Origin of the sequence: Neisseria sp. HMSC061B04 (assembly GCF_001836705.1) — a bacterium.
GTDB lineage: Bacteria > Pseudomonadota > Gammaproteobacteria > Burkholderiales > Neisseriaceae > Neisseria.
The window spans coordinates 91,019-100,830 of the sequence record NZ_KV830173.1; the positions used below are offsets into that span (position 1 = coordinate 91,019).

10 protein-coding genes are annotated in these 9,812 nt (G+C 41.9%); 8 read left to right on the forward strand and 2 right to left on the reverse strand.

Features of this window, described 5'->3' with window-relative positions; translation table 11 throughout:
* Window positions 1–103 precede the first annotated feature (103 nt).
* Window positions 104–538: a hypothetical protein gene (locus tag HMPREF2661_RS01295; protein ID WP_070822146.1), complete on the reverse strand. Its 435-nt coding sequence runs from the start codon at window positions 536–538 to the stop codon at window positions 104–106.
* Window positions 531–1,838: a homoserine dehydrogenase gene (locus HMPREF2661_RS01300; RefSeq protein ID WP_070822147.1), complete on the reverse strand. Its 1,308-nt coding sequence runs from the start codon at window positions 1,836–1,838 to the stop codon at window positions 531–533. The genes HMPREF2661_RS01295 and HMPREF2661_RS01300 overlap by 8 nt, the downstream gene beginning before the upstream one ends.
* A gap of 206 nt (window positions 1,839–2,044) precedes the next feature.
* Here HMPREF2661_RS01300 and HMPREF2661_RS01305 point away from each other — a divergent pair, with 206 nt between their 5' ends.
* The 8 genes from HMPREF2661_RS01305 to HMPREF2661_RS01340 all read left to right on the forward strand — a co-directional run bounded on the left by HMPREF2661_RS01305 (window position 2,045) and on the right by HMPREF2661_RS01340 (window position 9,719).
* Window positions 2,045–2,419: an MTH938/NDUFAF3 family protein gene (locus tag HMPREF2661_RS01305; RefSeq protein WP_070822148.1), complete on the forward strand. Its 375-nt coding sequence runs from the start codon at window positions 2,045–2,047 to the stop codon at window positions 2,417–2,419.
* A gap of 151 nt (window positions 2,420–2,570) precedes the next feature.
* Window positions 2,571–3,458, forward strand: coding sequence for a ParA family protein (locus HMPREF2661_RS01310; protein WP_070822149.1), 888 nt, complete (start codon window positions 2,571–2,573; stop codon window positions 3,456–3,458).
* On the forward strand, window positions 3,455–5,005 hold the full coding sequence (locus HMPREF2661_RS01315; RefSeq protein ID WP_070822150.1) for a ParB family protein: 1,551 nt from the start codon (window positions 3,455–3,457) through the stop codon (window positions 5,003–5,005). The genes HMPREF2661_RS01310 and HMPREF2661_RS01315 overlap by 4 nt, the downstream gene beginning before the upstream one ends.
* Complete coding sequence (locus HMPREF2661_RS01320) at window positions 5,005–5,607, forward strand: STY4526/YPO1902 family pathogenicity island replication protein (protein WP_084824294.1); 603 nt, start codon at window positions 5,005–5,007, stop codon at window positions 5,605–5,607. The genes HMPREF2661_RS01315 and HMPREF2661_RS01320 overlap by 1 nt, the downstream gene beginning before the upstream one ends.
* A gap of 8 nt (window positions 5,608–5,615) precedes the next feature.
* Window positions 5,616–6,362, forward strand: a complete 747-nt coding sequence (locus HMPREF2661_RS01325; protein WP_283119029.1) for a hypothetical protein — start codon at window positions 5,616–5,618, stop codon at window positions 6,360–6,362.
* Window positions 6,362–7,891 carry a hypothetical protein gene (locus HMPREF2661_RS01330; protein WP_070822151.1) on the forward strand — a complete coding sequence of 510 codons (1,530 nt, stop codon included), beginning with the start codon at window positions 6,362–6,364 and terminating at the stop codon, window positions 7,889–7,891. The genes HMPREF2661_RS01325 and HMPREF2661_RS01330 overlap by 1 nt, the downstream gene beginning before the upstream one ends.
* Before the next feature lie 137 nt (window positions 7,892–8,028).
* Window positions 8,029–9,078 carry an AcaB family transcriptional regulator gene (locus HMPREF2661_RS01335; RefSeq protein ID WP_049323319.1) on the forward strand — a complete coding sequence of 350 codons (1,050 nt, stop codon included), beginning with the start codon at window positions 8,029–8,031 and terminating at the stop codon, window positions 9,076–9,078.
* Window positions 9,079–9,173: 95 nt separating this feature from the next.
* Complete coding sequence (locus tag HMPREF2661_RS01340; RefSeq protein WP_283119030.1) at window positions 9,174–9,719, forward strand: hypothetical protein; 546 nt, start codon at window positions 9,174–9,176, stop codon at window positions 9,717–9,719.
* The last annotated feature ends 93 nt before the right edge of the window (window positions 9,720–9,812 follow it).

Genomic DNA, 9,812 nt, shown 5'->3' on the forward strand with positions numbered 1-9,812 from the left:
TTAAAATATAATGAAATCAATTCCTATTATTATTTAATTAATATAAGAAAGGCCGTCTGGAATTCCAGACGGCCTTGTATCTTTGGTTTAAACCGATATTGGTTTATTCAGCTTTTAAATCAGCCACACATTGCTTATCGCGTGCCTCAAAGGCTTCCGCGCCACCCAAAAGTTTTAGTTGCTCCTCAGGGCTGATTTTACCGAAGGTTCGGATTTGCTCGTCAGAGAGTTTGCTTAAAGGCTGATCCCACATGCAGACACAATAGTCTTGAGCCAATTTCTCGTTTTGCGCATCCAAACCTTTTGCCTTCAAATCAGCTTGCCATTTTTCAGCGAAAGGAATATTTTTCACGCAAGACTCCACCACATTTTGTTTCATCTGCGGCTTGTTCATGGCGCATTGCGAGAGCAGGGCGGTCAGCGCCAGCAAAGACAAAATTACCCATGCCCAAATGCGGATGGTACGGATTTTTGCCTTGGCTTTCTTTCTGGCCGCCAATTGTTCTTCAGACGGCTTGTCTGTTTGTTGCTCAGTCATGCAGGCTTTCCATGCGGATCATGGTGATCGGAGCATCTACGCAGCTCAGTGCCTCAATCGCTGCGATAGCGCGTTTGACATTACGTTCCACAGTTGTGTGAGTCAAAATCACGATTTCGGCAGTACTTTGATCAATCACACCTTTTTGAATCAAAGCCTCGATAGAAACATTTTCTTTGGCCAAGAGGGCGGCAATTTGACCCAAAGTACCCGGCTCGTCAGTTGCTTGAACGCGCAGATAGTAGCCGCTGGTAATTTCATCCATAGGCAGAATATTTTGCGCTCGAACTTGTGAAGGTTGGAATGCCAAGTGAGGGACACGGTGGTCAGTTTCCGCTTCAATCAGACGGGCAATATCAATAATATCGGCAACCACGGCAGAAGCAGTCGGCAATGCACCGGCGCCTGCACCATAATACAAGGTTTCACCAACCATATCGGCATTGACACGGACGGCATTCATCACACCGTTCACATTAGCCAACAGACGGCTTTCAGGAATCAGAGTAGGGTGTACGCGCAACTCGATGCCTTTGTCGGTTTTACGGGTAATACCCAACAATTTGATACGGTAGCCGAGTTCTTCAGCATATTTGATGTCGCGGCTGTCGAGTTTGCTGATGCCCTCCAGATAGCAGGCAGAAAAGTTCATCGGCGTACCAAATGCCAATGCGCTCATAATCGTAATTTTATGGCCGGCATCATGACCTTCGATGTCAAAAGTAGGGTCAACTTCTGCATAGCCCAAAGCCTGAGCTTCTTTCAATACGTCTGCAAACGCGCTGCCTTTTTCACGCATTTCAGTCAGAATGAAGTTGCTGGTACCATTAATAATACCGGCGATACTGCGGATTTGGTTCGCAGCCAAGCCTTCACGCAAAGCCTTGATAATGGGGATCCCGCCGGCAACAGCAGCTTCAAACTGCACCATGACATTTTTTTCTTCCGCCAAAGGGAAAATTTCATTGCCGTATTCGGCCAGCAGTTTTTTATTGGCAGTAACAATATGTTTGCCGTTTTCAATCGCTTTCAATACCGCATCTTTGGCAATACCGGTACCGCCAAACAATTCAACAACAACATCAACATCTTGATGCTGAACCAGCTCAAATGGGTCTTTGATAAAAGCAGCATTCGGGCAAATTTGTTTGGCTTTTTCTTCGCTCAAATCGCAAACAGCAGAAATACGGACTTCACGTCCCAAACGGCGGCTGATTTCCGCAGCATTGTCCTGCAATACAGTAGCCGTACCGCCACCGACTGTACCCAAACCTAAAAGACCGATATTTACTGGCTTCATTGTGTCTCCTTTTGAGCCGATACTTTAAAATAATCACGAAAAACCAAGGCTTGTTATAATCGCTTGCAATCGTCAATTCAGAGCAAAGCATCAATGCACAAGGTCAAACATTGAATCCTACCTGATATTGCTTGATTTTGCACCTTTTTTTGCAAGTTTCCAGAGACCGTCTGAAAAATTGTTCCGCCATAAAAACAGGAATTACCATGAAAATTACAGAAAATCATCTTACCGAAGCCACATCATTTTTTTCACCCTCGCAAGGCATATTGCAAATTGGTGAACAAACATACTCAAAACCCATTTGCTGGCAAGGTGGCAAAATTAGCATCATTCCTCAAGCGACCATCGGAGAATTAAACGAACAAATTTTTGTATCAGCAATTGAGGCAGCAGAAAACCGTCCTGAAGTCATCATTATCGGTACCGGAGCGAAACAACAATTCATACATCCCAAAATTGCCGCAGCCTTATCAACTTACGGAGTCGGTCTCGAATGCATGAATACAGCCTCAGCTTGCCGAACTTTAGTTTTACTGCAAGGCGAAGGCCGAAGCACATGGGCTTGGTTGTGGCCATAATTTGTGAAAAAGGCTTTTACATCATAACAGTGTAAGTTCGCATAATTTATATTATGTTAAATTTTCTATTCAAGATGATTTAAGCATATTCTTCGCATCTTGAATTACCTCTTCACGCTGACGTTGTTCCTTGATTATACAAGGAAATATTATGTCCGCACCCGTAATATTGTCTGCGGCCGCTACCAAAGGCGGCGTAGGCAAAACAACACTCATTGCTAATGTCTCCGGCGTTCTCGCCGATATTGGACTCCGCGTCCTAATGATCGACTGCGACGTTCAGCCATCACTGTCTAAATACTACCCAATAAGCCACCGCGCTCCAAATGGTATTGTCGAATTGCTTCTCGGTGAAAATACCGAAGAAGTCATCCGCTCAACAATATCCAATACCATTTTTCCAAATTTAGACATCGTTATTTCCAATAACATTTCTGCTTTAGTCGAGACTGAAGTAACTTCTCGTCCCGACCGTGCCTTTTTACTGAGAAGCAAACTACATTCACAATACATTCAGAATAACTACGATGTTGTTTTGATTGATACTCAAGGTGCAGTCGGCCCTCTCTTGGATACAGCTGCCTTTGCTGCCTCATGCTTACTCTGTCCAATCATGCCCGAAGTTTTGAGTGCCCGTGAGTTCCTTACTGGTACCCAAGAACTGCTGAAGCGACTGCAAAGAGGCGAAGCAATGCGTATTCCAATGCCTCAATTACGAGCCATCATCTACGCACAAGATCGTACCAAGGATGCAAAATTCGTTGCCTCTCATATCAAAGACTTCTTTAGCAACACCTTAGACGATAGACGTAAATTGTTAAGCGTAGCTGTTCCTGCCGCCAAAGCATATAAGGAAGCCACTACTTTACGAGTTCCCGTTCATTGTCATGAGCGTAAACAGCTTACAAAGATGTTGCCTGCTTATGAAATCATGCACCGTATTGTTTATGAGATTTTCCCAGGTATCGAACAGAAAAAATTGCGTGGAAGCTGTTTCAATGACATGGCCAGCCTGCTGCAAGAGGAGGTACAGTCATGAATCTGGACCAAACTAAAGCAGCCTTGAGCCTGGACATCGGTACCCCTGCACAGACAAATATGCGTTTTGGCCTCGAGGATACTCCTTCTCACGGCATGTTAATGTCGTTGCCAATCAGCGAAATCGATTTCTTTGACAAAAACCCACGCCGTTTACATGATGTTTCCAGTTACGCGGCCATCAAAGAGTCCATCCGTTCTTCAGGTATTCAACAACCGGTACACGTTACCCAGCGACCTGGCGAAAGTAAATATGTACTGGCACAGGGTGGTAATACCCGTCTCAAAATCTTGCGCGAACTCTTGGAAGAAACTGGCGATAACTGCTTCCGTATGATGCCGTGCATTTACATCCCCTACTCTGACGAAACTACATTGCAGGTTGCGCACCTTGTTGAAAACGAACTGCGTGCTGAAATGTGTTTTTGGGATAAAGCCTGCAAATACGCCGAAATTCGCGATATTTTCCAAGATGAATCTGACTCAGGGAAACTTTCTTTGCGCGAACTGGAAGTGATGTTTTCTGATAAGGGCCTTACGGTTTCTCATAAAACTCTGGGACTGTTCTTTTTTGCTTCTGATAATTTACAGGAGCTGCAAGAATACGCATTCAAACTTTCCCATGCAAAAGTAGAAGAAATAAAAAAGCTTCACTCTACCCTGTTCTCAATTTCAAAATCAATTCAGTTGGACGATTCTTTCCAATATTTATGGTCAGATGTGCTGGAACAGTGGCATAACCAATATTCTGCAACAGAGTTAGACGTACATGAGCTTTGTCAGTTTGTACTCGACAAATTCAAATTTGAATATGGTGCTGAAGCCTTTCCTGAAACAGAAAATTCATCTGATAAGAACAAATCTGAAACAGCTGTCAAACAAGATCTCAATTTGCATCAAAAAGAAGCATCTGAAAAAAACACTGAGTCAGAGGATTCATCTATTAAATCTGTGCCAGCTAAAGAAGATAGCCCAGAGACTGATGCAGGGAATGAGCCGAAAGGAACTGAACAGACAGGGTTCGATGCCCTGGATGTTCAGAATCATCAGGTTACTTTGGATCAAACTAGCAAAAAACTGTTTTCTGCGGTTCGCAAGTTGTTGGCCAAAGTGAACCTGTCTGATTGCTTTAAAACCCACAAAGACTTCGCATACGGTTGGTATGTCGAGTATCCAGCATTTGAGCATATTTCAGGATCCAGTGCCGAAAATGCAATCTATGCTATTGATGTTTTGCATGAGGAAGCCGGCAATGTTTTTACATTCCTGTGGAAGCTTTGCGGTATCGATAACTTCATGTTTGATGTTGGCGATAGCTCAAATCCCCTGCTTTCGCTGAAAAATGATTCAAAACTTCGTATTGCATACGAAGATCCCGACAAATACGACGAATATACAAACTGCGGCATTGGCCACAAAGAGAACATCATTGCCTCTGTGTTGAATTGGCAGACAAATACTGAGCATGAATTTCACGCCAATGTGGTAGAAATTTTATCTTTGAGCACACAGTACAACAATTTAAAAAATAGAGGGAGTGAGGAGTGATGCGTAAGCCGTTTATTAGTAATCCCGTATATCGACTGTTCAATACAGATCCGGTTTATACGAATCTTGCATTGACAAGATTGGCATCCGCGCCAAATACGCCGCGAGAAGCCTCTTACAATGCTTTGGTCGCGCGTGAACATGAAGATGTTTTGAATACTCTCAAACGGATGAACCCAAAGCGAATTGAGAAATTGGCATCAATGTGCCCCGATGTCGTGACCTATTCTATTGATCTGAAAATTTTGCAAAACAAAATTGCAGAAATGGAAAATCACGAACAAAGATTTTCCCAGCAAATGCAGCGGCTACGATGGATGTTGAAACATAAGGCCAGTAATCAAATGATCATGAACTTATGTTCCTTGATTTCTACGGCAGAAATTAAAAAGATGCGTTTGGAGTTGAATACTCCTGTCGTTAAAGGGCGAATTGTTATGCCGTCTATTGAGGTTAGACTCAAAGTATTGAAGGCATGGAGTAAGTCAGAAAAAGAAAGTGATATTTTTATTCGCTATCAGCAATTAATCGATGAATTCCCCGGCTATAGCCTTGCACAGTTACATTCAATCATCAACGATGTAAAGTTTTTTGGAGCATGAGCATGTATATGGATTTTTCTACTTCCTACGATTATGAGACTGGTTTTGTTCCTGCTAAAAGCATGTCAACCAATGACTTCATGCGAGGCTTGGTTGCTTTGTGGGAAGAGCCAGCCACATATGTGCGTCAGTTTGCTCAAGCGGTCGGTTCTGTATCCGAGGGATATTTTTTGAGTTGGTTTGTCGAGAAATGTCTGCCAGGCGAATGGGTAAGCTTGAATAATGATCTGTTGTTTAATGAAGCAGGTATCACCGCGAAACAGTGGCGAAATATTCGGAGTAGTCTTCTGCAGAAAGGTGTTTTACTCAATCGGAGAACTGTAGCACCAACCGAATCCCAATTTACTTTGAATGATGCACTGTTTGAGGAATTGGTACGCAAACATAGTGAATCAACCGATGTACTTGATATGGTTGCGCCCCCTATTTCGATTAATAAACTTCATCTGAAGACATTGGCCGACAGAGGACTTTCTTTTGTGTCCGTCTTGTATTTGTCGTTTCTTCAAAGTGAGGCTGAATATCAAGATTTGAGTAAGCGTGGTGACTGGTCGCCTTGGACTCATGCAGCTGAAAAGCATGTTTTTCATTCAACAATGTTGTCTAGGCGACAACAGGAAAGAGCTATTGCCGAATTAACCTCTTTTGGTTTAATTGAAAGTTGTGTTGATGGTATGCCGGCAGCGCGTCGTTGTAGATACAGTTTGAAGATGCTTGCTGATCTTACCTCTGAATATTTGAACGGATGTGTGTGATGGTTACGGCCACAAAATTACCCCCACCGAAGGTGTTCAATTCTGAACTGACACAATGCTGGCAAGCTTTGCAAGGTAGTCGAAGAGTCGCCATCTATCGCTGTTTGATTGACATCACAGGCTCTCTGAAGGCTGCAGCCATGCTTTCGCAGTTGATTTATTGGACAAGAGTGAGCAAAGAGGTTGCCGAACGGGATGGTTGGATTTTTAAATCTATTGCTCAGATGGAAGCCGAAACGGGTCTGACAGTGAGAGAGCAACGCACTTGTAAGAATAGGCTTCTTGATACAAACCTTATTCAAACATGCCGTAAAGGTGTGGGTGCTGCTTTGGCCATCAAAGTGAACTTGGATACCATGGCTGAGATGATCGCGAAATCTAGTGGTACTGACGATCAATTTGGGCTTACGCTGGCTGATTTGCAAAACACAAGTTCCCTCTATTTTAGAAAGCACTTTTCTAAGAGAATTGCTTATCACCGTGACCTGGTTTCTCTTACAGGCTGTATTAACTCGGCTGTATTGTTGTCATGTGTTTTAAATGATGCTGTTGGTTTGGTTTCTCAACACCCACATTTGCAACGTCACGCCTTTGCTACTTTGACTGCTGCTGATTGGGAAGAACGAACCTCTCTCTCTTATAAATCTCAATTAACAGCTCGAAGTAGGTTGAAGAATTTGAATCTCATTTATGAGAAGAATTTCTTGGCCAGTCGCCGTATTTTTACACTGGTAAATGGTCACGATATTGTTAGAGCCATCAAAAAACTTCTTGCTGGCAAACAGGACGACGGCTTCAATCCATATAACACCAAAAAACGTGAAATTCTCAGTTTGGCGGAAAGGGCCAAATGTGATTGGCGGAAAGGGCCAAATGGATTGGATAAAGGGTTTCAGGGCAATTTTAAAAGTGATGATCCCCTATTTTCTAATATGACATTCAGAAGTGTCGAAAGGGAATATTCGGAAGTGTCGAATAGGAATTTTAAGAAAGGTCATAGTGGGAAATTCACAAGCGTCGATTGGGAAAGTTCAGAAGTGTCGAATCGGCAGATTATTTATTATATAAATTACAAAGGGGTTTATAACTACAACTACATGACTGTCGAACCCAACAAGTCATGTTCTACCAAACAAGATCATGTGGTAGTGGTTGATGCTGATGTTAATTTGATTTATCCAAGGCTCTTCAACGTGCAAATGCGTCAACAGGCAAATTTGATTTTTGCAAAACATCTTTCAAAAAGTTCCTGGGCTTTGAGGCAGGAAATCTTGGATGAGATAGAGGGGCAAAAAAAGGAAGTTACTAGTCCACTCGGCCTTTTAGCTAAACTATGCCAACTTGCTTCGCAAGGTAACTTTACTGCCATTGTTGCACCGCAGGTTAAATTCAATCGTGAGCAAGCTCAGAAATTACGGGTATCTCTTGAAAACCAAAAAAATTCAGAGAATATCCAAAAACTGGATTCTTCGGATATTGAGGCTGCTCGCGCTAATTTGAAAAAGTTTCTCGCTAAAGCTAAAAAGTAATATTTAAGTTTAATAATATATAAATCAATAAAATTAAATTTCATCTATTTTTGTTTTACGACAATTTTATGATGTTTCTTTGAAAAGCTGTAACGGGGCGTTACAAGAACTTTCTGATAACTTGATAGGATTTGAAAATGGAATTTGCGAAACAGAGATATATTGTCAAACCTGGTGCGATTCACGTCGCTCAACAATTTGAACTCAAAGTCACGACAAAACAGTCACCTTTCAGCGACGGTTACGATATGGCTCGTGCTGCTTTGGCTTTGGGGGGTAAGGTCAATCAAAAGTTGACTGAGGATGACGAACAGTTCCAACAGTGGGAAGAGTTTAAAGCCCATGAATTGCTGCTTAAGCAACATCTTCAAAAGGAGACAGGTCGAAAACATCACTTGGTTTGGGGGGAGTATGAAATTCTTTCTTCTGAGAACGACCGGTTTAAAAATATTGGCAGCTTGACCTCTTCCGGTGATGATGGTTTTTTTATGCATACCAAGCAAGGTATTCGTATGTGGGAAGGCAATAACAACAAGAAAAACGGCCCACGTTGGCCAGGTATCAGATATGGTCTGACACTCAGTAACGAGTTGTTCGGTATGGCTATGTCCGATAATCCTTATGCCCAAAGTCGTTTATTGCAGATTGAAAAACAGATGTCCGAAATTGAGGAATTTTTTGAGACTGTAAAAAAACAGGTTCATGCTCAGATTGATAGTTTGGCCGCTGCCGGCATGAAGATTACCTTGATTCAGAACAATAACCCTGTTCATATCAGATTGAATGCTTTACGGGCTTATGGTTTCAAACTGGTTAAATTGTTGCGGGATTACGATAGTTTTGTATGTGCCGTTAAGACTCTCAATATCAAAGGCATGATGGCTAATAAACAATGTAATGACACATTGTATAATGGCGGTCGGATGATGAGGAAGTTACTGAATGATTTGTATATAGCGGTTATGGAGACTAGAGCCATCAAGAACATTCGACGTGACAGCCTGCTTGATCCAGAACAGTTAGCAAAATTGAAGTCTGCAGTTGACCAAGAAATTCTTCCTAGAATACCACTATCTGTTTGGGTATATGAGTCACAACCCTCTTTGGTTTATATCCAGAAAAAAATGAATCAGGAGGATCTCAATAAGTTGGTTGATATTGTTCGTGACAATGGGTTGTCAGGCTAGTTGGAGCGGGGGGTTACAATCGAGTGTTAGGAGAGTTACGGTTGGCCCCTTTTTTGTTTGGATTTGTTTTTAGAAGTATGGCTGATATGAATAATATGAATACTCAAAAATCAGGTAAGGATAAATACTTAAAATTTTGGGAATATAAAAGGCTTTTAAGGGTAAGGGGAATTGAAGATATAGAAACAGAAATTGAATTAAAATTAGCTGATCTTGAAAAGTTGATCGATGAGGCACAGTCTTTCCACGAAGCATGTCAGGAACTTGATCTTGTATATCCAATCGTGAGAGAACATTTGAAATTGAGTAATAAATGCCTGGTTAGCTTAGATTTGAAAAAATACTATATTCCCAACATGCTCTTTTTCAAAAATGTGGTTTCTTCCAGTGGGCGTCAATCGCGTAAAAAGTTTTTTAAATGGGCAGATATTAGTACGGCTTTGGATAATACAAATGCCAGCCTTGATGAGCGATTACTTCATATGAAGATTTATTTTGATTGCAGACAGTATTTCTCCCGAGGTAGGCAGATTGCCGGAGATTTGGCAGAATTGTTTTCGATGAAAGAAGTTTTTGAAGAAATTTTGAAAGTTGAGAATTTGGAACGAAGAAATCTTCCTAGTAACATCATGGTTAAGTAAAAATTTAACTACCTTTTTTGAATCGTTTGCCATCACATATGTGATGGCTTTTTTGTGGTTGACTGTAACGCCCCGTTACAGTTTCCGGTGGCG